This window comes from Pseudomonas helleri (assembly GCF_009600315.1).
Taxonomy (GTDB): domain Bacteria; phylum Pseudomonadota; class Gammaproteobacteria; order Pseudomonadales; family Pseudomonadaceae; genus Aquipseudomonas; species Aquipseudomonas helleri_A.
In genome coordinates, this window is the sequence record NZ_WIWC01000048.1 from 14812 (window position 1) to 38554 (window position 23743).

24 protein-coding genes and 1 tRNA gene are annotated in these 23743 nt (G+C 57.8%); 9 read left to right on the forward strand and 16 right to left on the reverse strand.

Annotated features, from left to right (window positions below):
• Positions 1–367 precede the first annotated feature (367 nt).
• Entirely contained in the window at positions 368–1651 is a 1284-nt protein-coding gene (locus GHN86_RS20575; protein WP_153378169.1) for an OprD family porin, read from the forward strand.
• Positions 1652–1717: 66 nt separating this feature from the next.
• On the opposite strand, the gene GHN86_RS20580 is transcribed toward GHN86_RS20575, so the two are convergent.
• Genes GHN86_RS20580 through GHN86_RS20595 form a run of 4 tightly spaced genes read right to left on the reverse strand, consistent with a single transcriptional unit; the run spans position 1718 to position 6089 of the window.
• Positions 1718–2041 (reverse strand): DUF3325 domain-containing protein, encoded by a 324-nt coding sequence (locus GHN86_RS20580; RefSeq protein ID WP_153378168.1) that lies wholly within the window; start codon positions 2039–2041, stop codon positions 1718–1720.
• Entirely contained in the window at positions 2038–3651 is a 1614-nt protein-coding gene (locus tag GHN86_RS20585) for a PepSY-associated TM helix domain-containing protein (RefSeq protein ID WP_153387223.1), read from the reverse strand. Before GHN86_RS20585 ends, GHN86_RS20580 begins: the two co-directional genes overlap by 4 nt.
• A complete protein-coding gene (locus GHN86_RS20590; RefSeq protein WP_153378167.1) occupies positions 3648–3950 on the reverse strand; it encodes a hypothetical protein in 303 nt (100 codons plus the stop codon). Before GHN86_RS20590 ends, GHN86_RS20585 begins: the two co-directional genes overlap by 4 nt.
• Positions 3951–3983: 33 nt before the next feature.
• Positions 3984–6089 (reverse strand): TonB-dependent receptor domain-containing protein, encoded by a 2106-nt coding sequence (locus GHN86_RS20595; RefSeq protein WP_153378166.1) that lies wholly within the window; start codon positions 6087–6089, stop codon positions 3984–3986.
• Positions 6090–6264: 175 nt separating this feature from the next.
• On the opposite strand from GHN86_RS20595, the gene GHN86_RS20600 reads away from it, so the two are divergent.
• Together GHN86_RS20600 and GHN86_RS20605 are read left to right on the forward strand one after the other, a co-directional pair.
• Positions 6265–6951: a response regulator transcription factor gene (locus tag GHN86_RS20600; RefSeq protein WP_153378165.1), complete on the forward strand. Its 687-nt coding sequence runs from the start codon at positions 6265–6267 to the stop codon at positions 6949–6951.
• Positions 6951–8276 (forward strand): sensor histidine kinase, encoded by a 1326-nt coding sequence (locus tag GHN86_RS20605; RefSeq protein ID WP_153378194.1) that lies wholly within the window; start codon positions 6951–6953, stop codon positions 8274–8276. Before GHN86_RS20600 ends, GHN86_RS20605 begins: the two co-directional genes overlap by 1 nt.
• A 31-nt stretch (positions 8277–8307) precedes the next feature.
• Here the strand turns inward: GHN86_RS20605 and GHN86_RS20610 are convergent, their stop codons facing one another.
• Together GHN86_RS20610 and GHN86_RS20615 are read right to left on the reverse strand one after the other, a co-directional pair.
• A complete protein-coding gene (locus GHN86_RS20610; protein WP_153378164.1) occupies positions 8308–8829 on the reverse strand; it encodes a hypothetical protein in 522 nt (173 codons plus the stop codon).
• 148 nt (positions 8830–8977) lie between these two features.
• Positions 8978–9053 (reverse strand) — tRNA-Thr (locus tag GHN86_RS20615).
• A gap of 148 nt (positions 9054–9201) precedes the next feature.
• On the opposite strand from GHN86_RS20615, the gene GHN86_RS20620 reads away from it, so the two are divergent.
• On the forward strand, positions 9202–9633 hold the full coding sequence (locus GHN86_RS20620) for a DNA methylase (RefSeq protein ID WP_323369233.1): 432 nt from the start codon (positions 9202–9204) through the stop codon (positions 9631–9633).
• A complete protein-coding gene (locus tag GHN86_RS20625; protein ID WP_153378162.1) occupies positions 9630–10376 on the forward strand; it encodes a DUF72 domain-containing protein in 747 nt (248 codons plus the stop codon). The genes GHN86_RS20620 and GHN86_RS20625 overlap by 4 nt, the downstream gene beginning before the upstream one ends.
• Here the strand turns inward: GHN86_RS20625 and GHN86_RS20630 are convergent.
• Together GHN86_RS20630 and GHN86_RS20635 are read right to left on the reverse strand one after the other, a co-directional pair.
• Positions 10325–11704, reverse strand: a complete 1380-nt coding sequence (locus GHN86_RS20630) for a heavy metal sensor histidine kinase (protein ID WP_153378161.1) — start codon at positions 11702–11704, stop codon at positions 10325–10327. The two genes, GHN86_RS20625 and GHN86_RS20630, sit on opposite strands and share 52 nt — an antisense overlap.
• Positions 11697–12371, reverse strand: a complete 675-nt coding sequence (locus tag GHN86_RS20635) for a heavy metal response regulator transcription factor (RefSeq protein ID WP_153378160.1) — start codon at positions 12369–12371, stop codon at positions 11697–11699. The genes GHN86_RS20630 and GHN86_RS20635 overlap by 8 nt, the downstream gene beginning before the upstream one ends.
• A gap of 138 nt (positions 12372–12509) precedes the next feature.
• Here GHN86_RS20635 and GHN86_RS20640 point away from each other — a divergent pair, with 138 nt between their 5' ends.
• Both GHN86_RS20640 and uraH read left to right on the forward strand, forming a co-directional pair.
• Positions 12510–12986, forward strand: a complete 477-nt coding sequence (locus tag GHN86_RS20640) for a GlcG/HbpS family heme-binding protein (RefSeq protein ID WP_153378159.1) — start codon at positions 12510–12512, stop codon at positions 12984–12986.
• Positions 12987–13022: 36 nt separating this feature from the next.
• Positions 13023–13433, forward strand: coding sequence for a hydroxyisourate hydrolase (gene uraH, locus GHN86_RS20645; RefSeq protein ID WP_153378158.1), 411 nt, complete (start codon positions 13023–13025; stop codon positions 13431–13433).
• Positions 13434–13541: 108 nt separating this feature from the next.
• On the opposite strand, the gene GHN86_RS20650 is transcribed toward uraH, so the two are convergent.
• Genes GHN86_RS20650 through GHN86_RS20670 form a run of 5 tightly spaced genes read right to left on the reverse strand, consistent with a single transcriptional unit; the run spans position 13542 to position 17713 of the window.
• Positions 13542–14750 carry a methyltransferase gene (locus tag GHN86_RS20650; RefSeq protein WP_153378157.1) on the reverse strand — a complete coding sequence of 403 codons (1209 nt, stop codon included), beginning with the start codon at positions 14748–14750 and terminating at the stop codon, positions 13542–13544.
• A complete protein-coding gene (locus tag GHN86_RS20655; protein ID WP_153378156.1) occupies positions 14731–15420 on the reverse strand; it encodes an ABC transporter permease in 690 nt (229 codons plus the stop codon). The genes GHN86_RS20650 and GHN86_RS20655 overlap by 20 nt, the downstream gene beginning before the upstream one ends.
• The gene (locus GHN86_RS20660; RefSeq protein ID WP_153378155.1) at positions 15420–16112 is read right to left on the reverse strand and encodes an ABC transporter permease; all 693 of its coding nucleotides are present in this window, start codon (positions 16110–16112) and stop codon (positions 15420–15422) included. Before GHN86_RS20660 ends, GHN86_RS20655 begins: the two co-directional genes overlap by 1 nt.
• A 58-nt stretch (positions 16113–16170) precedes the next feature.
• Entirely contained in the window at positions 16171–16926 is a 756-nt protein-coding gene (locus tag GHN86_RS20665) for an ABC transporter substrate-binding protein (RefSeq protein WP_153378154.1), read from the reverse strand.
• 13 nt (positions 16927–16939) lie between these two features.
• Positions 16940–17713, reverse strand: coding sequence for an ABC transporter ATP-binding protein (locus GHN86_RS20670; RefSeq protein ID WP_153378153.1), 774 nt, complete (start codon positions 17711–17713; stop codon positions 16940–16942).
• Between the two features lie 556 nt (positions 17714–18269).
• Here GHN86_RS20670 and gabP point away from each other — a divergent pair.
• Positions 18270–19661 (forward strand): GABA permease, encoded by a 1392-nt coding sequence (gene gabP, locus GHN86_RS20675; protein WP_153378152.1) that lies wholly within the window; start codon positions 18270–18272, stop codon positions 19659–19661.
• Between the two features lie 84 nt (positions 19662–19745).
• On the opposite strand, the gene GHN86_RS20680 is transcribed toward gabP, so the two are convergent.
• The gene (locus tag GHN86_RS20680; RefSeq protein ID WP_153378151.1) at positions 19746–21983 is read right to left on the reverse strand and encodes an ATP-binding protein; all 2238 of its coding nucleotides are present in this window, start codon (positions 21981–21983) and stop codon (positions 19746–19748) included.
• Positions 21980–22582 (reverse strand): biliverdin-producing heme oxygenase, encoded by a 603-nt coding sequence (locus tag GHN86_RS20685; RefSeq protein ID WP_153387225.1) that lies wholly within the window; start codon positions 22580–22582, stop codon positions 21980–21982. The genes GHN86_RS20680 and GHN86_RS20685 overlap by 4 nt, the downstream gene beginning before the upstream one ends.
• Positions 22583–22745: 163 nt before the next feature.
• Here GHN86_RS20685 and GHN86_RS20690 point away from each other — a divergent pair, with 163 nt between their 5' ends.
• On the forward strand, positions 22746–23000 hold the full coding sequence (locus tag GHN86_RS20690) for a DUF1272 domain-containing protein (RefSeq protein WP_153378149.1): 255 nt from the start codon (positions 22746–22748) through the stop codon (positions 22998–23000).
• A 7-nt stretch (positions 23001–23007) separates the two neighbouring features.
• Here GHN86_RS20690 and GHN86_RS20695 read toward each other — a convergent pair whose 3' ends face one another.
• Positions 23008–23259 (reverse strand): hypothetical protein, encoded by a 252-nt coding sequence (locus tag GHN86_RS20695; RefSeq protein ID WP_153378148.1) that lies wholly within the window; start codon positions 23257–23259, stop codon positions 23008–23010.
• Positions 23260–23743: the final 484 nt, after the last annotated feature.

Genomic DNA, 23743 nt, shown 5'->3' on the forward strand with positions numbered 1-23743 from the left:
TGCGATAGGTGGCGAAGCCGCCTGACACACCGATGTGTGTCAGTTTGCGACCGCTTCGCGGTCGGACGCAGCCTTCGTCAGCGACTACAGGTAATGCCCACGTCTTATCATCCGCCACACTTTCTGCCATCTGCAGCAAAGTGAAACAATCTCCTGCCAATTAACAATTTTTTCACGAAATTGACACCTCGCCTTCACGACGGATAGGATTCGCGCCAACGCCTGTGGCATACAGCCATACACCAACTTTTCGAAAGGCCTGTACCGAGTCTTCGTGCAGGTCTTTTTTGTTTATGTGAAGCAACCACCACTCAATGTTTCAGCTTGAAATCCACAGCGCGCTCTATTCAGAAATAAGGAAAATAATATGTTGAACAAGCGGATAGGCCTTATCGCGTTGGGCGTACTGAGTGCTACCCAAGCCATGGCTAACGATCAAGCTGAAGCACAAGGTTTTGTAGAAGACAGCCACCTTAATGTATTGGTGCGTAACGCCTACATCAGCCGTGACTACAAACATCACAAACAAGACAAAGCCGAATGGGGCCAAGGCTTCCTGGGCACATTCACCTCGGGCTTTACTCAAGGCACCGTGGGCGTGGGTGTCGATGCGTTTGGTATCTACGCACTGCGTCTGGACGGCGGCCGCGGTAACAGCGGCGCGGGTGGTATCGACTTCTTCAAGCAAGGCGACAGCGGTAAAGCCGCACGCGACATTGCCAAAGCGGGCGCTGCGGTCAAAGTGCGCGTATCCAACACCGTGCTCAAGTACGGTGATCAAATGCCAGCTCTGCCGGTATTGATGTACGACAATTCGCGTCTGATGCCGGAAAGTTACACCGGCACCCTGTTGACCTCCAAAGAGATCGACGGTCTTGAGCTGAATGTCGGCCGTTTCACTGCCGAGTCGCGTAAAAGTGCCGAAGGCCGAGACAGTGGCGACCTGAAACGTATCGACGTATTCGGTGGTAGCTACAAGTTCACCGACAACTTCACGGCGTCGTTGTACGGCTCCGAGATGAAAGATGAACTGCGCAAACAATACCTGGGCATGACCTACGTGCTTGCGCTGCCAGACAAACAGTCGCTGACGTTTGACTTCAACGGCTACCGTACGCACCTCAACGAAGACTATGCTCGTGATGTGCTGAAGCTTGACGGCCAGGACAACAAGATCTGGAGCCTGGCGAGCACCTACGCCTTTGACGCGCACACCGTGACACTGGCGTTCCAGAGCAGCACTGGTGAAATTGGCTACCCGTATGGCGGCTACCGCAATGCGGAAGGCGTGGGCGACGGCGGCAACACCATTCTGCTGGCCAACTCCTACTGGTCTGACTTCAACGCCAAAGACGAGCGTTCGTGGCAGCTGGGTTATGGCTTCGACTTCGGCTCCGTGGGTATTCCGGGTCTGACCTACAACATCGCCTACGTGCGCGGCACCAACATCGACGACGGCACAGGCCGTGGTCGTGGTACCGAGCGTGAGATCTTCAACCAGGCGAAATACGTTGTGCAAAGCGGCCCGGTCAAAGACCTGAGCGTGCGTCTGCGGGGTTCGTGGTTGCGTGTATCCAACAACGCCAGCGCCTACAACGTCGGCGGCAACGAAGTGCGTGTGTATGTTGATTACCCGATCAGCATCTTCTGATGCCACCGGCCTGATAGACAGGCTGGACATCTAAAAAACGCCCCTCACGGGGCGTTTTTTTTTGCCCTACAACCAAAAGGCCGACAGCGCCAACGCAGGCCCGGCCATGCTCAACGGGATGATCAGGCGTGGCTGATAGGTCAGCAGCAGCACCAACACCCCAGAGGAGCACGTGAGTACGGCCAGCCACGCAGCCATTCCGACAGAAAGTCCCAGCGCGATAACAGCGGGTGCGCTCGCCACACCCAGCAACAACCAACCCGCGCAGCGTAACGTCCAGCGTCGATACCCCGTATCTTTATGCGCAAATACTTGTCCGTAATGACGCTCTGTACTCAGGCTGAGCGCACTGAAACCGCTGAAACATAACGCTATGCATAACCACATCATGCGGCGCTCTCTTGGCTGACGCCGGTATGGCGCGGCTGGCGTTGTAGGCGGGGCTGGGGCTGATACCGGCTGAGTTTCCAGGCCGTGAACGCAAGCAGTGCCGCACTGGTCAGCAAGGTCAGGTCCATCCCGGCCAGCAACCACTGCCCCTGTTTCAAGCTGCTGAGCAAGTGACTGTGCTCAAGGCTGATACTGAACAACGGCAGGGCGGCGAACAGTCCCGCAGCGATGACCAATTGTTCGAGCCAGGCGCGTTTGTGGGTGCGCAGCAGCGGGTGAATCAGGCACACCAACCAGACGATAAAGAAACTGCGGATTTCCCAGTCGCTGCGTTGGGTGATGCCCACAGGGAGCAAGCGGTTAGCCCAGAAATAGGCGGCTGTGGCGACCAGCAGGCCCGCCACCGTCCCGACATTCAACACCTCAACCACCCGGTGACCTATGGGCGTGCTTCCTCGTTTGTGTCGCTCCGGCAGGCGCTTGACGACCCACAGCACAAGTCCGGTGACAATCATGGCTGTGCCGATAACTCCACTGATGAAGAACAGCCAGCGCAGCGGCGCCCCGGCAAAGCGGATCAGGTGCAGACTGGAAAAGACGTTATAGAGGGCATTGGTTGTGCTGATTGCCGGAGTGGGAGGGCTGCTCAACAGCGCGCCATTGACCCCGTCAAACCGCAGCCGTTCGCTGCTGCCCCGATCAATCAAACTGTCACCACCGCGTTCACGCAACTCGATTACGGCATTCGGCTGGCCCGGCCGTGAGACGCTGATACTGCCGACACCCCGTGGCCAGCGTTGCTCGGCGTGAGCCAACAGAGGCGCCAGATCAGTGAGAGGTGAGTGCGGCATGTGGGTATTGGGCTCGCCAGCGGCTGGCGCTGGCGCACCCCGTGCGCCGCGACCTCCGCTCTCGTTAAAAAACGCCTGCGTATCTGCACGGTAAGCACTGGTAACCGCCCACGGCATCAACATGAACATCAACAGCAACAAACCGCTGTACGTAATCATGAGGTGGAACGGCAAAGCTAGAACGGCGGTGGCATTGTGCGCATCCAGCCATGAACGTTGCCCTTTGCGCGGGCGGAACGTGAAGAACTCTTTGAAGATCTTTTTGTGGGTGATCACACCGCTGACAATCGCCACCAACATGACCATGGTGGCAATGCCGATGATCCAGCGCGCCAGCACACGCGGCATGCCGTACAGCTCAAAGTGAAAGCGGTAAAGAAAACTGCCACCCCGGGTTTGGCGTGGGGTGACAGGCTCTGCGCTGCCTGCGTCGAGGGCGATGCTGTGGCCACCTCTTTTCACGATGGGCTGACCGATGTCGAACCACTGTGCCTGAGCCGCAGCATTACGATCGCCGGGCAACGTGAGTGTCCACTGTGCGGCATTGGGCGCCAGCATTTGTACCTTGGCCACAAGGCGTTCGGTGCTTTGCGGGTTGGGCACAGAGGCGTGTAGCTCGGGTTTCATCCAGAACGTGATTTCTTCCTGGAAAAAACTCAGCGTGCCGGTGAGGAACACGGCATACAGTAGCCAACCGAGCAGAAGGCCTGCCCACGTGTGCAGCCAGGCGTTGGCCTGTCGAAACCCTAACACCTTCATGACAGAGCCTCTAAGAGCAGCAGATGAAGGGCAGGGAGCGCGCAGCAAGCCAGCGCAATTAGCCAGGCTCTTGTGGCACTCGCGGCGCTAAATGCCCAGATCGCCATGGCGCAATACAGCACAAATGCCAGCATGGTGGCGCCGAGCACGGCTTGCGCGCGTGGCCCCGGCAACAAAAGGCTCAAGCTGGCTGCCGCCAGCGCGGCGAACAGATAACTGCCGAAAATAGCCAGTAGGGTGCGCGACGCGATGGCCAGGCGGTAAGCGGTTTGCGGCGAGGGAGTGAGTAAATCGCTCATGTGATGACCTTGGGCACGCAGCCCGTTTTATTGTCAGAACGTGTAGTTGGCCTTGACCCAAAAACGTCGCCCGTCTTCGGCGTATGAATAGTCAGCATCGGCATCCAGATCGCGTACCTGATTGGTCAGGTTGTAACCAACCAGACTGAGGGACAGGTCTCGCGTGGCTTGCCACGTAGCCCCCATGTCCAAGGTAGTGATGGCCTGCTCGTTTTCTGAAACAGCGCCGCCCTGGCCCCAGGCAATACTGGTTTCTTCGCCGCGATAACTGACGGTGGCAAAGCTTGAAACGGTCTCTACGATTTGCCAGTCAAGGGTGACACTGCCCGAATGTTTTGGGGTGGCGACCAGCGGTTGGCCTTCTGCCAAGGGATAACTGAAGCCCAAAATGGAGGCATCGCCGCTCGATACCCTTGAGTGCAGAAAGGTGTATTCGCCTTTCACCTGTACACGATCGTTGAAGCGATAGCGGGCAGCTGTTTCGATGCCGCGCACGGTGGCCCCGGTGATGTTGAAATAGGTGCTGTAGATACGGCCCGTGATCGGGTCGGCTGGCACCGGGCTGCCATCGGGGTAATACAACTGGCGGGTGCCGGTATTGGCGATTTTGTTCTCGTAATCGGTATCGAACAGGGTGATGTTCCCGCTCAATTGTTCACCGTCGTCATAGTAAAGACCGATCTCACGGTTCTCACTTTGTTCGGGTTTCAAGTCAGGGTTACCCCAGGTGTATGCGCCCCCGCGTTGCGGCAAGCCGATAGCGGGGTTGGTCTGGGTAATTGTCGGTGACTTGAATCCCTTGGCCACACCGCCTTTGAGTGTCCAGTCGCCATTGAGGCGCCACACCCCGTAAAATCGCGGGGTCCAGTGACGTCCAAAAAATTCGTTATCGTCCATGCGAATGCCGGTGGTCAGGCTAAAGCTGTCCGTCACGCTCCATTCGTTTTCAGCGAACAAGGATTTTTCTGTCATCGACGTTCCAATGCCGACGCCTTCCGGGCTGGCGTAGTAGCCGTCCGCTTCCAGTTCATCCTTGCGCCACTGCGCACCGGCGACAAACACATTGCGGTCAAACGGTAGCGTGAGTTTGCTCTCGAACACCGAGTTGGTGACTTCGGGTGTGACGTTCTGATTACCGGTTTGTATATCGCTTTCGCGGGTTGCCTCTTCGCGGTAAAGACTGATTTCGGTGGTGCCAAAGTCCCAGTTCCCGGTGTGCGCCAGTACGTAGTTGTCGCGGGTGTACTGGTTGTTATTCTTCGCCGCCGTTGCCGCCAAACTTTTACCCGGATTGTTCCAGAACTCCTGTTCGGTGCGCCCAACTTCAAGCATGAATTCCTGCTGATCATCGGGTGTCAGCCATAGCCGTGCCGTAGCGCTTTGCCGGTCAGACTTGGCGAAACCGTCAAGAATTTTGTCTTCGCGGCGTTGCTTGTCGTAACCCCACAACTGAAATCCCAGGCGGTCCTGAACCAGAGGTCCCGAGAGGTAGCCATCCAGCTGCGTGCTGTCGCCGGCTTTGCTGTTGTCCTGAAACGTATGGTCGGCCGAGATCGACCCCGACCATTCGCGGGCCACTTTGCGGGTGATGATATTGATTACCCCGCCGAGCGCTTCAGAGCCGTACAGCGTGGACATGGGGCCGCGCACAATTTCGATGCGGTCTATGGCTTCGACGGGCGGAATCCAGTTCATGCCCAAACCTTCGGACGTACCGCCCTTGAGCGTTACCTGGCTGGTGTTTTGGCGACGGCCGTCGATCAAAATCAACACATGGCTGGACTCCATACCGCGAATGGAAATTTCGCCTTTGTCGCCGCCGATGATGCTAACCCCTTCGACATTGCGTACCGCATCGGCCAGCGAGCGAAACTGCTTGTTCTCTAACTCTTCGCGGGTGATCACCGAGATGCTGGCAGGTGCGTCACGCACATCCTGACTAAAACCCGAGGCCGTGACTACGGTCGAACCGACCTCCAGCGGCGCCGCAGCCGAGGTTGCCGTGGCAGCGGTGTCATCCTCTTCGTTGGCGTGAAGTGACGACAATGGCAAGCCAAGACTCAGCAGAGCCGTGAAAAGGGCTAATGGCTTACGGGGAAAAGAGGAGGTAGCAACGGTTTCGCAGCGGTGGCGGTTCATAAACAGCGTTCCTGGGCTTCTTGCTTTTACGCAAATCAAAATAATAAGCTGTATCAATTGCGTTCCTTGTGGCGGGATGTTGCCAGCCCAAACTGACCGGAACCTGACGAGCCTCTAATGATTTATCCCCGCTGCGGGTTTACCGCGGTGGATGACCTTGTGTGGATGGACGTGAATGAAAGTGCTGGTAGTTGAAGATCACCCGGCACTTCGCAGCTTGCTGGTCGAACACCTGTTGCAGGCCGGATTTGCCGTGGACGGCGCCGAGTGCGGTCGCGAAGCTCAAGCACTGCTGGAGGTGGTCAGTTACGACGCCATGATTCTCGACCTTGGCCTACCTGATATGGACGGCATGGTATTGCTGGAAAAACGCCGTCATACCGTCAATGCCGATTTGCCCTGCATCATCCTTACCGCCCGTGATGCCGTGCAAAGCCGCGTGGACGGGTTGAATACGGGAGCTGACGACTACATCCTCAAGCCCTTCGACATGCTTGAGCTTGAAGCCCGGCTGCGTGCCGTATTGCGCCGCCCCGGCAGCCGGATGAATACCCGTTTGCGCTGCGGCAACCTGATGCTTGAGCCTGAAACCCGGCTGATGTCTGTCGAGGGCCAGAGCGATCCGGTTGCGCTGGCGCGGCGTGAAGCCATGCTGCTGGAGGAGCTCTTGCGCATCACACCTCGCATCGTCATCAAAGAAAGGCTTGAAGAGCGTTTGTATGCGTTCAATGAGCCGGTCACCTTGAACGCCATCGAGGCGCTGGTTTCACGGCTACGGCGAAAACTCGCCAGTGCCGGAGCCAATAGCCGTATCGACACAGTGCGTGGCTTGGGCTATCGACTGCTCGGCACCACCCCTTGATGATCAAGCGCAGCCTGCGTTGGCGTTTGCTGACCGCCATGCTGCTGGTCTTTGCTCTGGGTTTCGGCAACCTGGCCATTTACCTGTACGGCACCCGTGACGAACTGCGCCGGGCAGTGATGACCCTCGAAGCACAAGTCATTGCCGATGACTTTGCTGCGCACAGCGACCCGGCCCGACTGCCCCGTGAATACGCAGGGGGGGAGTTGTCGTATTCCCTGTATTCGGCTGATGGCCGCTTGGTATGGATGTCGGAAAACCTGACACGTCCTCGTCGACTCAAGCAACCTGACGATGACAGGGGCTGGTTTCGCTGGAGTGCTTATAGCGGGCGGGTGGTTAGCGTGCCGGTGCGATTGCCCGACGGGGCGACGTTGATGGTCGCCAAGCGCGACGATCTGGAGCGTGAAATCATCAGCAAGTTGCTGGCTGCCCGCTTGCGTCACAGCCTGCTACTCATGGTGCCGATTGGTCTGTTGTCGCTCGGCTTGATTTTCGTGCTGCTGCACTGGACCTTGCGCCCGGTGAGAGCGGCCGCGAAATTGGCGCGCAGTATCGGTCCTGCTGATCCTGAACAGCGCATTGTGCTACAGGATTTGCCCAGCGAAATTCAGCCTTTGGCGTTTGCTGCCAATACTGCACTGGATCGCCTGGCTGCCGCCTACACCGCCGAACGCCGGTTTGTGGCCGATGCTGCCCACGAATTGCGCACCCCCTTGACCGTGTTGGACTTGCGCTTGCAAGCGGGACGGCGCACCGGTCTGCTGGATTGGCCTGCACTGGATAGCGAAATGCGCCACATGCGTCGATTGGTCACCCAATTACTGGAGCTGGCGCGTCAGGAGGGCGAGGCTGCTCAAGGTCACGCTCCTCTGCAAGTCACCCATCTTTCACGCCTGGCGCGAGAAGTCAGTGCCGCATTGTTGCCTTTGTTTGAGGCGCGTGGTCGGGCGCTTAGCGTGGAAATTGCACAAAGCTGCATGTGCCTTGGTAACCCGGATCAGTTGCGCGAAGCCCTGATCAACCTGTTGGACAACGCGTTGGTTCACGGCAGGGGTGCGGTTCGAGTGACCCTGTGCAGGGTGGGCGATTCACTGCAACTGGAGGTGAGCGATGAGGGGGCCGGTATTCCGGAAGGAGAACGTGAAGCAATGTTTCTGCGCTTTCGCAAAGGTCAGCAAACGACCGAGGGCACAGGATTGGGGTTGGCGATCGTGCGTCAAATTGTGCAGAACGCGGCGGGCCAAGTAGCGTTTGTGAGCGCACCCGGCACGACCGTGCGGGTCAGTCTGGTGAGAACACTGCACGCCCAATCCCAGCATTGAGCGACAGTGCCTGAGCGCCCGGGTCGACGTGTTATTTCGCGCTACCGCTCTTGAGCTCTTTGGCTTTCTTTTCGCTGTCGGCGGTTATGTAGTTAACGATCGAGTTGAACAGCAGGTAGATAACCGAGGCGAATAAAACCGTCCATAAACCTTGTTCCAGAGGGTTGTAGAAACTGATCTGCCTTTGGATGGCTTCGTCTAAGGTCTGGTAAAAGCTATCGTCCGCTGTACTTTTATACGCATAAATACAAAGGCCCAACTTAAACGTGGCAGTGGCAAACAGAATGGTATTGAAGAGTGTTTTTAATGCATCTCTTACGCAATACCGAAAAAAGTCGGCGCTGGCAGTTCGGTCAGCTGGTTTTTTGAAGAGATAAGCCGTGTATCCGACAAGCAGTAAGGCGAGGGCAAACAAAATCGCTACAGACAGCACAAGGAAATCTCTGTTTTCCCAAACAAGGAAATACGTCAACACTGCGCCACACATAGCGCCTAGCAGGCTGCTCCCTGTTTTTTTAACAACAGACCACCAGGTTCCCGCGTCCTCAAACATTGTTCCCAAACTCCTTAAGATGATTCATCTGGGCAGCCAATCAATTGACCGCCTTTGTCCGTGTCAGGCACTGAAACGAAAAAACCCGCCAGAAGGCGGGTTTTTCGGGAGCTTCAAAGACTGTGCAAGCTGTCTATGAAGCTTTGTATGGTGCCGGCACCAAGAGTCGAACTCGGGACCTACTGATTACAAGTCAGTTGCTCTACCAACTGAGCTATACCGGCGTTATGGGCGACGAGTATACCCGGATGTTTGAGCTTGTAAACCCCTGATAACAGACTATTTTTACTCATTCGTCGGCAGGCCCGAAAAATCGAACTTCTGACCCCTGTCTTTTTCATACCTGTACAGGGTTTGAGGGGGAGAAGCGCCGTGACTGAAGTGATCACTGCCCACGATTTGGGCATCGTGCTGGACGCCAAAGATGAGCGCGCATTGTTCAAATGGTTTGTAGCCAGTTTTTTGATGGGCAAGCGGATTCAAGCCCCTATTGCGGCCAAGGCTTTCCACCTGCTGGTGAATGAGCATGGGTGCGACTCGCCAGACCTTCTGGCCCGGCTGTCCCATCGCCAACTGGTGGCAATTCTCGGCAAGGCTCATTACGTGCGCTATGACGAGTCCACGGCGACCCGCCTGTCAGCGTTGGCCCTCAGACTGGTCAATGAGTACGGGGGGCGTTTCAGTGCGCTGTATAGCACCCACACGGATCGACATACCTTCGAGCGCCGTTTACTTGAGTTCGACGGGGTAGGGCCTAAAACCGTAGAAATTTTCATGCGTGACGCAGCACCGGTGCTGTTTTGAGCGGCGTCTTCATTGGCTGTGCCGGCTGGAGCATCGGGCGAGACCATTGGCCTCGGTTCGCTGAGCAGGGCACCCATTTGCAGCGCTATGCGGGGCAATTTTCAGCAGTCGAAATCAATAGTTCGTTTTACCGTCCTCATCGGCCGCAAACGTATAAACGATGGGCAGAAAGCGTAGGAGCGGATTTTCGTTTTTCGGTCAAACTGCCGCGCAGCATTACCCATGGGCGACGCCTGAAAGATTGTGAAGGTCTGCTGGATGATTTTTTTTCGCAATGCAGCAATCTGGGCGATCGGCTGGGGTGTGTTCTGGTGCAGTTGCCGCCGTCATTAGTCTATGACGCACCCGTTGCGCAGGCGTTTTTGCAGGCAGTGCGGGCTCGCTATAAAGGGGCATTGGCGCTGGAGCCCAGGCATGATTCGTGGGCGGCCGCCCAAGCGTGCATGCAACGTCTGCACATCGCTCGGGTCGCTGCCGATCCAGCGGTGTTAAGCGCTGGCTTTGAGCCGGGGGGCTGGGCGGGGCTGCAATATTGGCGCTTGCATGGCTCGCCGCGCATCTACCACAGCGAGTATGGCGTGGCGCGGCTTCAGGCCTTGGCGCGTCACGCACGGGCGAGGTCAGCCAGCGAGTATTGGTTTATTTTCGACAACACGGCCAGCGGGCATGCCATCAGTGATGCGTTGACCTTTCAAACCGAATTCTCAAGCTTGCTGAACCCCAGCTCAAACAGTGTGCCTTGAGCATCGCTGCGCACCAGAACCTTGCCGCCATGCAGGTGCATGATCGACTGCACAATCGCCAGTCCAAGCCCACCCGAGTCGCCCGGTTGGGCGCGTGACGGGTCGACCCGGTAGAAACGATCGAACAGTTTGTCGAGGTGTTGCGTGGCAATCGGCTGCCCGAAGTTGTGCACGCCCACCCAGCACATGCCCTCATCATCACGGCGTTGCAAGTGCAGGGTTGTTCCCGCTTGCGCATGGCGCACGGCATTGGCCAGCAAGTTGCCCAGTGCCCGTTGCAGCAGTTGCTGATCGGCCATCAATGAGCCATTGAGCTGATTCACAATGTTCAGTTGGCGATCTTCGGCCAGCGCCTCAAAATAATCACAAAGTTCGGCACCCACCTCATGCAGATCCAGCGCTTGCAGGTGCAGTGGGCGCTGGCCGTGTTCAGCGCGGGCGAGAAACATCAGGTTTTCGGCCATCCGGTTAAGACGCTCGTATTCCTCAATATTGGAGGCCAGCACGTCCTGATACTCGGCAGGGCTTCGCGGCTGATTTAACGCCAGGCTGTTGCTGCCCAGCAAGTTATGCAGGGGCGTGCGAATTTCATGGGCGAGATCCGCCGAAAATTGCGATAACCGCGAAAAGCTGTCTTCAAGGCGTTCCAGCATGGCATTTAGCGCTTGCACCGGCTCCCTGAGTTCAGTCGGCACCGCATCGGTAGGCATGCGCTGATCAAGGCTGCGCGGGTTGATGCCGCGCATGCTCTGCGCCAGCTCGCGCAGGGGCAAGAGGCCACGGCGCAAAAGCAGCAAGCCCAGCCCGAACGCCACCAAGACGCCCAGTCCCACCGCGCCATACAAACGCAGACGGTAGCTGGAGAGCATGTGCTCCCGTTCATCAAGGCGTTTACCGACCAACACGCGAAGGGTTTCACCGGCGGGGCCTTGAGCAACGCCGGCCAGCACGATCATTGCGTCCAGGGTATGAATGTCGCTGCGCTTGGGCGCCTGCCCCACAGCAATGGCGGGCACATCGGGCAAAGGCTGTTGATGCGGGTTAATGGCAATCAATGGGCTGCCATCTTTGCGTTCGACCCGCAGCACGCTGTCCACGTTGCCCAGCATGTTCTGATACAGCCGTGGCCGCTCTTGCAGGGCTTCCAGGCTGTCGCTGTCATGCAGAAGCGCGCGCACTTGTTCAAGGCGACCGAGTAACGCCTGATCGTCGCGAAAGGCCAGCTCCGATGCCAGTGAGCGATACAGAAACACCCCGATGACACTCAGTACCAATGCGCAGGTCAGTGCAATCGCCAGCGCTAGACGCCAGGCGATGGATTTACTCATCGGGGGCTTCCAACTGATAACCGACACCGCGCACGGTATGAATCAATTTGGGCATGTACGGGTCGTCGACTTTGGAGCGCAGGCGGCGCACAGCCACTTCGACCATGTTGGTGTCGCTGTCGAAGTTGAGGTTCCAGACCTGAGAGGCAATCAAAGTACGCGATAACACCTCGCCCTGGCGGCTGGCCAGCAGTTGCAAGAGCGCGAACTCTTTGTTGGTCAGGCTGATGCGCTGTCCGCCCCGGCTGACTCGACGTCGCAACACATCAATCTCAAGGTCGGCAATGCTGTAGGACTCGGCCTCGCGCATTGGGCCGCGCCGCAATAGCGTACGCACCCGCGCCAGTAATTCGGCAAAGGCAAAGGGCTTGAGCAGATAGTCATCGGCACCCAGTTCGAGGCCGCGAACGCGGTCTTCGATGGCGTCTTTGGCGGTCAGAAACAGTACGGGCGTCGCGCCACGCTGGCGAATCAGTTGCAGCAATTGCCAGCCATTAAGACCCGGCAGCATGACGTCGAGAATGATCAGATCGTATTCCTGCTGCTCAATAAAGTAACGGCCGTCCAGCCCGTTCAGCGCCACATCCACCGCAAAGCCCGACTCCTTCAGGCCTTTGGCCAGGAAATCTGCCGTCTTGGCTTCGTCTTCAACCACTAACAAACGCATCGCACACCTCGATCAATCGTCTGCACAGGCTAGGCGTGTTCACGCGGGTTGCCTATTACAAACTTGTAATCCAACTGACGGGGTTCTGACGGAGCTCACTGGTTAAGGTGGACGCATTCGAACAGGAGTGTGCCCATCATGTTGAAAACCCTGCTGATATGGACTGCCCTTGGTGTCACCGGCAGCGCGCTTGCCGCACCGAATCTGGTGCGCCATGCCGACCTGGACCTGGCCACCGCCCGACAACTGGCAGACGCCGCGCTCACCCACTGCACGGGTGCGCTGACCGTGCTGGATCGCGGTGGCAATGTACTGGCGGCCATGCGTCCCGAGAGTGTTGGCCCGCACAATTTACTGGCCAGCCAGCGCAAGGCCTACACCGCACTGTCGACAAAAACCCCGACCCGCCTGTTTGCCGAGCGTGCCCGCACCAACCCTGAAGCGGCCAACCTCAACTCCATTGCCGAGTTGCTGTTGTTGGGCGGCGGTGTGCCGTTGTTTGCCGGCAATGAACTGGTGGGCGCCCTGGGGCTGGCAGGAGCGGGAGGCGCTGAGCAAGACGAAGCGTGCGCAATCAAAGCCGCAGAACAGATTGGCCTGAAAACTCAACGCTGAGTTGAGCGTTTTTTAACCATTACTTGAGGACGAATCATGAATACTTTGCGAATGACAGTGGCGGCTTTGGGCCTGAGTGCCTTCTCCAGCCTGGTGTTGGCGGCGGGTAACCCGTTGAGCGTACACGTGCTTAATCTGGAAAACGGCCTGCCGTCACCGGGCGTGAACGTGACGCTGGAAAAACACGTCGGCAAGGAGTGGCAGTCGTTGTCTCAAGGCGTGACCAACGAACAAGGGCGCATTGGCGAATTATTTCCGGCCAAACAAACGCTGGAGGCCGGTGAATATCGCGTGGTGTTCAAAACGGGCGAATACTTCAAAAAGGTTGGGCGTGACACTTTCTTCCCGGAAATTCCGGTGATTTTTGAAGTGAAGAATGTGGATCAGCATTACCACATTCCGTTGTTGCTCAGCCCGTATGGTTTCTCGACGTATCGCGGTTCGTAGTAGCACCCTCACCCCAACCCTCTCCCAAAGGGAGATGGGGCTGAATTGCTTTTGCCTTTAGTCCCCTCTCCCTTTGGGAGAGGGCTAGGGTGAGGGCAGCCTCTGAAGTTATCCACAACGCTGCGCCAACACCATCAAATTGCGCGGCGTCAGGTGGCTGTCACAAAACTCGCCAACCTGCACCTCATAGCCGTTTTCACTCAAGTACAACGCACGATCCAGCACCAGCCATAACTCCAGCGGACGCCGGAACAGCCCGCGCACCAGTTCAAGGTTGCGCACCTGCGCTAATCGCTCCCAGCCTGCGGCCTCCAAGGACGTCCAATCTTCGTCGCCAGCTGTGGATAACTGCTTGAGCGCCGCCAAGTCCTCGCAATACTGCGCAAACGGCTTATTCAGCCAGGCGCTCGGCAATGAGGGTGTGGATAAGTACTCATCACAGCCACGTCGCTGGCGCTGCCACAGATCAAACCCTAAACGTCGCGCCATCGACTCATCGCGCTGACGCCGCACACGGCTACCGGCCGTCACCGTCTCGCTCATGGGCAGGCTCAAGTCTTCTTGCGACAAACGTAACGCTGACGCTTTAGCCGCCGTGGACAACGGCTGATAGTGCGACGCCTCGATCCGGTTATAGCAGCAGGGCGAGATGGCAAGTTGGGCACAACCCACAGCGCTGGCCAGTTGCAGCAGGCGCACATGCAAGTCGCCACAGGCATGCAGTGCCACGGGCGTCATCTGCGCAGTGAGCTGTAACGCTGCGTCGGCAAGCAGCACATCCTGCTGTACATGCCGGGCCGGGAAATGATGACGTTGGCTCAGTTGCTGCCCGGATTCGATCAGCGCCGGGTCGTATTCCAGGCAGGTCAGTTGCTGGCCGGGGCCGAGCAAACGACGACCTAAATGGCCTTTGCCCGCACACCAGTCGAGCCAATGATCAGGTGCTTTTTTGAACTCCAGACATTGCGCAAAGGCTTCGATTTGCTGCCATTTGCGGCCCGGCACGTCCACCTCCAGCCGTTGAGCTGCGGGGCTGAGCGGGCGAGCAGGCAGGCGGGGCATTGTGCTCAAGGCACGAGAAGTCGCCGCCCATTCCGAGAACGGTGCAGGCGCGATTAAGTCATGAGGGGTGTTGTGGCTGGCTTCGGCGTCTTGCAGCGAACGTTGGCGCAACCCCTTTGCCAGTTCGGGGTGGCCCGCTTCCCACGGCACATTCAGCTGGGTGAATGGCCGTGGCCGCCACAGGTACTGGTGATCACGCAAAAACGTGTCCAGTGCCTCAAAGCGTTCTAGCAGATCAGCGGCCTTGGCAGGCATCGACGCGCAACCAGCGCTCCAGCAGCTTGAAGCCCTGAATCAGCACAAACGACATCACCAGGTAGATCAACCCGGCAATCAGGAACATGTCCACGGTCTGATACGTGCGGGAAATGATGGTACGGGTCATGCCCGTCAGTTCCAGCAGGGTCACGGTGCTGGCCAGCGAGCTGGCCTTGAGCATCAGAATCACTTCGTTGCTGTAGGCCGGCAGGCCGATACGTGCAGCACGTGGCATGACGATATGCACCAGCGTTTTAAACCGCGACATGCCCAGCGCACGAGCCGCCTCGATTTCACCCGGCGGAATGGCCTGAATCGCGCCACGCAGAATCTCGGCGATATAGGCCGCCGTGTGCAGCGTCATGGTAATGACCGCACACCAGAACGGGCTGCGCAGATACGGCCACAACACGCTGTCACGCACCGCTTCAAACTGCCCGAGGCCGTAATAGACCAGAAACAGTTGGATGAGCAGTGGCGTGCCGCGGAAGAAAAAGATGTAGGCATACGGCAACGAGCGCACGTACCACAGCTTGGATGAGCGGGCGATGCCCAGCGGAATGGCGACGATCAAACCGGCAATCACCGAGATGGCCGTCAGTTCCAGCGTCAGGGTTGCGCCTTGAATCAGCTTGGGCAGCCACTTGATGAAGAGTTCCAGCAACATTACGTTCTCCTCACGAAGCCGCGCGCCGCGCGTTTTTCAAGCACATGCATGGTGCCCATGGCCAGTACGGTCAGGCCCAGGTACATCACGGCAGCCACCATGTAGAAGGTGAACGGGTGTTTGGCGAAGGTCACGGCGTTTTGCGCCTGACGCATGATTTCTTCCAGACCGATAACCGACACCAGCGCGGTGTCTTTCATAAGGATCATGAACAGGTTGCCCAGGCCGGGCAGGGCGATACGCCACATTTGCGGCAACACCAGCCGAGTGAAAATACGCGGCTTGGACAGGCCCAGTGCCATGCCTGCTTCGCGGTGGCCTTTGGGAATGGCCAGAATGGCGCCGCGGAACACTTCGGTGGCATAGGCGCCAAAGCACAGGCCCAGCGCGATGACACCCGCTGCGAAAGCGCTCAGGGTGAGGTCGGGCATACCGATGAATTCACCCAGCGCGCGAACAGCGTTGACGCTGCCAAAGTAGATCAGCAGCACCCAAAGCAGCTCGGGAACGCCACGAACCAGCGTTGAATAAGCACCACCCAGCCATTTAAGCGGCTTGAAGGGGGACGTTTTGGCCAGTGCGCCGAGCAACCCGAGCACGAGGCCCAGGCACAATGCGGCGAGTGCCAGTTTGACGGTCATCAGCGCGCCAGCGGCAAGCGCCGGGCCGAATCCGTATAAGTCGATAGTCATGGGTTAGGCAGGCTTTGCTAGGGACCGGCGCTGCGCAGGGCAGCACCGGTCAGGCAGGTCAGTAGATGCTGAACGGGAAGTACTTGTCGTTGATCTTCTTGTAGGTGCCGTCTTCAACGATTTGCTTGAGGGCCAGATTCAGCTTGGCACGCAATTCGTTATCGCCCTTGCGCAGCGCGATACCGACTTTGTCGTCTTCGTTCACAGGCTCGCCCTTGAACTCATAGGCCTGACCTTCCGGGCTTTTGAGCCAGTCGTAGTTGGCGTACTTGTCAGCCAACAAGGCATCCACACGGCCAGATGTCAGGTCCAGGTAGGCGTTTTCCTGAGTGTCATACAGGGAAATGGTCGCGTCTGTGCCCAGGTTGTCTTCCAGCCAGGTAGCGGCTTGAGTCGAGCGCTGGGTGCCGAGGGCTTTGCCTTTAAGCGAGGCCAGGTCGGTTTTGAAATCGACTTTTTTCGGCGCAATGAACTGTTGTTTGTTGGAGTAGTACGGGTCGGTGAAGTCGACCGCCTGCTTGCGCTCGTCTGTAATCGACAGCGAAGACACGATGAAATCGAATTTTTTGGCGTTCAGCGCCGGGATGATGCCATCCCAATCCGAGGTGACGATTTCACACTCAGCTTTCATTTTGGCGCACAGAGCCAAAGCAATATCCGGGTCAAAACCGACTACTTCACCACTGGCGTTTTTGTTATTGAACGGCGGGTAAGCGCCCTCAATACCGACTTTATATTTATCCACAGCCAAGGCATTGGCACTGAACACCAGCGTGGCGGCAGCGGCCAGAAGAAGCTTTTTATAGTTCTGCATTCGTATTGCTCCGTTAGCGATTGCTGGACATGAATTGTTTGCAGCGCGCTGAAACCGGGTTGTCGAACACCTGTTCAGGCGACCCTTGCTCTTCGATCAGGCCTTGGTGCAAAAACACCACTTCGGTGGACACCTGACGGGCAAAGCCCATCTCGTGGGTGACCAACAGCATAGTGCGACCTTCTTCGGCGAGCGCGCGGATCACACTAAGTACTTCCTGGACCATTTCTGGGTCAAGTGCCGATGTGGGTTCGTCGAACAGAATAACTTTGGGCTGCATGGCCAGCGTGCGGGCAATGGCGGCGCGTTGTTGCTGGCCGCCAGACAACTCGGACGGATAGGCGTGGCGCTTGTCAGCAATGCCTACCTTGGCCAGCAAGGCTTCGGCCACTTCGATGGCCTCGGCTTTACTCTGGCCCAGCACGCGACGCGGTGCCTCGATGACGTTATCGAGGATGGTCATGTGCGGCCACAGGTTAAAGTTTTGAAACACAAAACCCAATTCGCTTCGCATGCGATTGATCTGCTTGCCATCGGCCGCGACCAGCTCGCCATTTTTGGCTTTTTTGAGTTTGAGTTCTTCGCCGGCGACCAGAATCTGGCCCTCGTGCGGGTTTTCCAGCAGGTTGATGCAGCGCAACAGGGTCGATTTGCCGGAGCCGGACGAACCCAGGATCGAGATCACGTCGCCGTCGCGTGCGGTCAGCGAGATTCCTTTCAGAACCTCAAGCTCGCCGTAGCGTTTGTGCAAGTTGCGGATTTCAAGCGCGGGCGTGGCCAAAGCCATGTGCGTTCCTCATTGTGTTCGGGTGCGAACCTGCTGTGGGGGCGGTGTGCGTGAAGCCTGGCGCAGGCCAAGCTAGCATAGGGCCACCAAGGCAGCCAGCCGCCTTCATGGCACAAAAAGCAGCAGGGCGGTCGTTTGTCGCATCGCTACAGCAGACTGTCGCGTCGTGAACAACCGACCCTGCAATGCGCCGTTCGGCCACGCAGGTGTCGCGTAAAAAAGGTCGCGATGTTGCCAGCTTTGGCCCGGGGTTGGAAGCGCGAACCTACTAAAGGGTCAAGTTGTGCACCGGTTTTGGGCCATATGGGCTGTTTTGGGTATTTTTGGTGCGTATGGCACTCTGTAACTGAGTGTTACGGTAACGGATTAGCCAAAAGCCATGACTGCCAGCGGGTTGCACTGTACAGATAAACCGTTGCAACCCGCGAAAACCGTGTACTTGTCACATTTTGGCGCACTTATTGCGTAAATAATTTTAAACGCCCCGTAGGTTACTTTTTACGAGAAGGTACACCTGCGTGGCGCTCGGAATGGCTTTCACTGCAAAGGTAGTCCCATGAGCAATACGCAAACTTCTAACGACCTGGAGCAAGGGCTCAAGCCACGGCACGTCACCATGCTGTCAATTGCCGGGGTCATTGGTGCCGGCTTGTTTGTCGGCTCCGGACACGCGATTGCACAAGCGGGTCCTGCTGTGCTGCTGGCTTACGCCGCAGCGGGCACACTGGTGGTTCTGGTGATGCGCATGCTGGCCGAAATGGCCGTTGCCTCGCCGGACACCGGTTCATTCTCCACCTACGCTGACCGTGCCATCGGGCATTGGGCCGGTTTCACCATTGGCTGGTTGTACTGGTGGTTCTGGGTATTGGTGATCCCGCTGGAAGCCGTCGCGGCCGCGACCATCTTGCATGCGTGGTTTCCGGGCACCGAAGTCTGGGTGTTTACCTTGGTCATCACCCTGTTGCTGACCGCGACCAACCTGTTCAGCGTCAAAAACTATGGCGAGTTCGAGTTCTGGTTTGCGCTGGTTAAAGTGCTGGCGATCGTGGGCTTTATCATCCTCGGCCTGATGGCGATCTTCGGGTTGCTGCCTACCAGTCAGGTCAGCGGTGTATCGCATCTGGTCGACACCATCGGCTTTATGCCCAACGGCCTCGGCGCTGTACTGGCCGCCATGTTGACCACCATGTTCTCGTTTATGGGCACCGAAATCGTCACCATCGCGGCGGCGGAATCCAAAGACCCGAGCAAGCAAATCACCAAGGCCACCAACTCGGTGATCTGGCGGATTGGCTTGTTCTATCTGGTGTCTATCTTCATCGTGGTGGCCTTGGTGCCGTGGAACGATGCAGGCCTTGCTCAATTTGGCTCCTACCAGACCGTACTTGATCGCATGGGCATTCCGAATGCCAAATTGATCGTTGATATTGTCGTGTTGATCGCGGTCACCAGCTGCCTGAACTCGGCGCTGTACACCTCGTCACGCATGCTCTTTTCGCTGAGCAAGCGCGGTGACGCTCCGGCTGCGGCCAAGCGCACCAACGCCAGCGGCACGCCTTACTGGGCGGTGATGATGTCCACCGGGGCAGCCTTTCTGGCGGTATTCGCCAACTACGTAGCTCCGGCTGCGGTGTTTGAGTTCCTGCTGGCCAGCTCCGGCGCCATTGCGTTGCTGGTGTATCTGGTGATTGCCATCTCGCAACTGCGCATGCGTCAAAAGCGGATGGCGCTGGGCGAAACCATCTCGTTCAAGATGTGGCTTTTTCCGGGCCTGACCTGGGCGGTGATCGTGTTTATCGTGGCGATTCTGACCGTCATGCTGTTTCAGGAAGCACATCGGGTCGAAATCATGGCCACGGGCTTGCTGAGCATTCTGGTGGTGGCGGCAGGCTTGCTGGTGGCCCGTCGCAGACGCATTGAGAAAATGGGGGCAACTGTACTCAACTAAACACCAGGACGGTGCCTGCGGTTGAGTGACGAAAAAAAGCCGCCACCCTTCGGGGGTGGCGGCTTTTTTGTGGGTTAGCGGTTATCAGGCCATTTTGGGCACAGTGAAGCGGAACTCGCTGCCTTCACCCAGCGTGCTTTCGGCCAGCAGCAGACCGCCGTGGGCTTTGATAATGCCCTGGGAGATATACAGGCCCAGCCCTGTACCCAATGCATTGCCTTCTTTGGCCGTCCAGTAACGGTCGAAGATGTGGGGCAACTGCTCAGGCGCAATGCCTTTGCCTGAATCGCGCACGCTAAAAACAATGTCAGCGCCATTGGACATCGCGACCACACCGATCTTGCCTTGTGCCGGGGTGAACTTGATCGCATTACCGATCAGGTTGGACAGCACCTGAAACAGGCGCTCAGGGTCGGCATGTATTTTCAGGTCCGGCTCGGCGTGAAAGGTCAGCTCCACGGCCTTGTCCAGGGCCAGAGGTGTGAGCAACGAAAATGCCTCCTCAAAAATCTGACTGACATCCAGCGACTGCGGGGTGATGGTGTAGCGTCCGGCTTCGATCTTGGAGGTGTCGAGCAAATCATCGAGCAGCACACTCATGCGGTTGCTGGCCTGCTGCATGGTGTCGATGGCCGAGGTGATGCGACGAGACGTGTGTGGGCCGTCGCTGCTGAAGGCTTTTTGCATCATGCCGCACAGCATCGAAATGATGGTCATGGGGTTGCGCAGGTCATGTGACACCACCGCCACCAGTTCATCACGGGCCCGAACCGCCGCTTGTTCACGCAGCACTTGGCGCGACAGGTCGTTTTCCAGCGCCGAGCGACGCAAGTCATTGGCGGCGAACAGATCGCCATGGCTCCAGGGCGTGGAGATGCCTTCCATCTCCACCTTCCATATTTCGAACGACGTGCGCGGGCTCAAACGCAGGCCGCTGGCGCTGGGTTCAAGGTTGAGCGGCTTGCTCGGGTCGCCGCTCCACTGGATGCTCTCCTTGACCTCGCTGCGAAACCACATCACAGCGTTATCGACCGGTTTGGGCAACGTCATGGCCAGCAGGCCGCTGGCGACGTCCTTGTACTCTCCAGCGGGCGCATAGACCCCGCTAAGGTTATGGCTGGAGAACACCGACTTGCCACTGTCCCTGAACCATTGATGCAACGCGCGAATAGCCAGCGGCGAAGGGCACAGACCATAACAATGCAGTGCCTTGTCTTCAAGAATGGCTACGCCACTGGCACCCGTCAGTTGCATCAGCGTCTCAGGCGTCTGGACCAAACCATCGAACACGGCGTCAGGGCCGTTCACCATGGCATTGTTGAGGACCACCAGGGCGTCCATCTTGGCTTCGCGCTGACGGCTGATCTCCAGCGTCTGCAGCGCGCTGATTTGCAATGACAGCACTTGACCGATTGTTTGGCAGGCCATGCGCAGCTCGTGGGAGACGTGCAACGGCTGGCGATGCCCGCAACTGATCAGGCCCCACAGCCGGTCGCCATCCATCAAAGAGATGCTCATGGACGACAGCACGCCCATGTTCTTCATGTACTGGCAGTGAATCGGAGACACGCTGCGCAGCGCCGCGCCACTCAGGTCCAGCGCGGCCCCGGTGTCCGGGCGCAGCAGCGGCAGCAGCGCCACAGGCTGATAGTCGGCATTGGGAATAATGCGCAGCCAGTGGGTGCGGTATAGCTCGCGGGCTTGCTCGGGAATGTCGGACGCCGGGAAAAACATCCCGCTGAACAGCTCCATGGACGGGGAGGAGGCTTCGGCAATCACCTGCCCGTGGCCCTCTTCCTCAAAGCGGTAAATCAGCACGCGGTCATAACCCGTGAGCGCCTGAATCTCGCGCACACAGATCTCATAGAGCGCTGGCAGCGTCGTTGCGGCTTGTAACCGTTGCAGCATGCGACTCAGGTTGCGCACCTTACTCATGGTGCTCTCAAGGGCTGAGGCGTCGGGTTTCGACTCCAGCTCCAGCACCAGGACGCCTTGTTCGCGGTGCAGCAAGCCTTCGTAATCACCGCCATGCAGGGTCAAGGCTAAAGGCGGTGCTTCGGTCAGCGTTGGATATTCGCTGGCCTGTTGCACGGCAACTGCCGCCTCCTCGCCGGTCAGGGCGCTGAGCGGCTGGCCCAGCAGCGATTCGGCACTTAATCCGAACAGGGCATGCACGTTGGTACTGATTTGCTGGATGCGTAGATCGGGCTCAGTCAGCGTCACTAATAGACCGTGCGGCTGAATGGCACCGGGAAAGCGGATCGGCTCATCGGCACAATTGGCCAGCAGTACCTCAAAGGCTTGAGGATCAAGTGGGGTCATAACAAAACCTCCTGGTGTTCGAGCCACTGCTCGAAACAACTAAACGTGGAGCAGGCAGCGTGTACGGCCAGAGCTTGTGCCGGAGCGTCGAGGGGCACGCTGCCCAGATAATCGAGAAACGCCTTCCACTGCTTGCCCGTAGATTCCCCGTAAACGTAGAGAAAGGCGCAGCCGTTGTGCGCATCCAGACCGAGCTGCTCGGACACGTGCTTGCGCAGCACATTACCGCCCAGCGTGGCGCCTTCGAGTACATACAACACGCCGAGCACGCTCGCCGGGTTGTTCAACGGCGGAAGGTTGTCGCACAGGGGTAATGCCTCAATGTGAACATTCAGGGCGCGCAAATCCTGCTGAAGCGCTGGTGTTTTGAGCCGTGTCGACAGCTCGAACCCTTCAGGCAGTTCGCAGGCCAGCAGGTTGCTCTCCAGTGCCTGATAGAACCCGTAATACGCCGCCAGTAACTGTGTGTAGCGCTCAAGATCGAGCGTGTCGGAGAAAAACGGCAGGCGTTTTTCGAGTGCGACATGCAGGGTGTGAGTGCCGTCGCGCAGCGCGCTCAGGGCAGATGACGGGGGGGTGGGGGGAGTGTCATGTGGCATGCTTTGTTACGGGGCTCTCTGGGTGCGCACGGAATAGGCGCTCATGGCTGTTTGAAGCCACGGCATTAAAAAAGTGCGATTAATTTGCTATTGATTGAGTCGCGCATCGTGGGAAACGTCTTAAATGTAGGCTGGAAATCCATTCGTTCAAGGTGAGGTGCCCATGCTCGAATTACGCCCCAATTGCGAGTGCTGTAATTGCGAATTGCCGCCTGACTCCCCCTTGGCACGGATTTGTTCTTTTGAGTGCACGTTTTGTGCGTCCTGTTCGGAACAGGTGCTGGGTGGGCTTTGCCCTAATTGTGGCGGCGAATTGCTGGTGCGGCCGCGTAGGCCGGCTGGGAAATTGGTGAACGCTCCTGCTTCAACTACACGGGTCTACAAGCCCGACGGTTGCCGTCCGGCGGGCCGGGTCTGAGATTTTGTTACGGGGTGAGCGCATCAACGGTCGCTTTGGCCGCACGCAGGGCATGGCAGAGCAAAAAGGCCTGATGAGCATCAATGATGCAGACGCCGGTTGCAGCGGCTTCCAGTGAATGGGCGGCGGCAGAGAGGATTTCCGAAGCGCTGTTTAATGCGTCGCTGGCAGCAATATTGGGCGTGACGCTGAACAGCATTTGATTGAGCTGAGCGTGGCCGGTTGGGTGGAAGGCGAGGGGGGTGGTGTAGTTCGTCATGGTTGACTCCAACTTAAAGTGAGAGCTGACACGATCCTTCCTACGGGATTGGGTGGCAGCCATGTGCGGGGTAGGAATACCGGGAAAGTTGGCACCCGGCCAGACCGAAGTCTGCCCGCACACAGCCGCCATAGAGCGTTATCTCAGACACAAAAAAGCGCCTTCAATACAGTCATGGGCGCTACGCGCCAACTTTTTAAACAGGTTCCTACACCCGGCCGCGGGATTGACCGCGACGCTGTGGACTTTAGCGCTAGGCCAATCTGATGGCAACCTTTCAAAAGCCCCTCACCCTAGCCCTCTCCCGGAGGGAGAGGGGACTGATTTGGGGCGTTGCGCACATCTGCTTTTGACTTTAGCCCCCTCTCCCTTTGGGAGTGTATGGACCGGGGACATCGCGAACACTTTGTTCGGAGACATAGCGAACACTTTTTAATACGACACATTGAGCCCTTGGGAGGTGTGATGTGTCTTGGAAAGAGGT